We start from the raw sequence: 846 nt of genomic DNA, 5'->3' as shown, positions 1-846 counted from the left end.
TGTTCATCAACACCTTGCCGGTGATCGCCAGTCCGCGGGCCGAGCAGTCGCTGGACAGTTGGCTGCAAGCGGTGCAGGAACAAAACCTGGCACTGCGCGAGTTCGAACACAGCGCATTGCTCGACATCCAACGCTGGGCCGGGCAGGGCGGCGACGCGCTGTTCGACAGCTTGCTGGTGTTCGAGAACTACCCGATTGCCCAGGCTCTGGAGCAAGGCGCGCCGGACGGTTTGCGCTTCGGCTCGCCGATCACCCAGGAGCAGACCAATTACCCGTTGACGTTGTTGGTGGGGTTGGAGCGGCAGTTGTCGGTGCACATGAGTTATCAGCGGGCGAGTTTCTCGGCGGTGGTCGTGAAACGTCTGGCGGCGCATCTGGCGCAGTTGCTTGGGCAGATGACCACGCAAGGCGAGCGCTGCCTGGGTGAACTGTCGATGCTGGAATACGATGAACATCAGCGTCTGACCCATGATTGGAATCCGGTCGATGCGCCGTTCGAACAGGACCTGTGCATCCACGATTTGATTGCCCACCAAGCCGATGCTACTCCAGACGCCGTGGCGGTGACCTTCAAGGATATTCGCCTGAGCTACAGCGAACTCGACGGCCGCGCCAATCGCCTCGCCCATAAGCTCATCGAGCTGGGCGTCGGCCCGGAAGTGCGAGTGGGCGTGGCGATGCCGCGTTCCGAACAGTTGCTGATTGCCTTGCTCGCGGTGCTCAAGGCCGGTGGTGGGTACGTGCCGCTCGACCCTGATTACCCGGCCGAACGCGTGGCGTACATGCTCGACGACAGCCGTGCGCGGGTGCTGTTGACCGAGCAGGCAGTGGCGCAAACGCTGACGG

At 62.6% G+C, this 846-nt stretch carries 1 protein-coding gene; it reads left to right on the top strand.

The features are described 5' to 3' along the window. A partial coding sequence (locus HU806_RS26195; RefSeq protein ID WP_186615798.1) for an AMP-binding protein occupies positions 1-846 on the top strand: 846 nt, incomplete at both ends.

This window comes from Pseudomonas sp. SWRI154 (assembly GCF_014268645.1).
In the GTDB taxonomy this organism is placed as follows: domain Bacteria; phylum Pseudomonadota; class Gammaproteobacteria; order Pseudomonadales; family Pseudomonadaceae; genus Aquipseudomonas; species Aquipseudomonas marvdashtae.
This window is presented reverse-complemented; position numbering and strand designations above follow the sequence as displayed.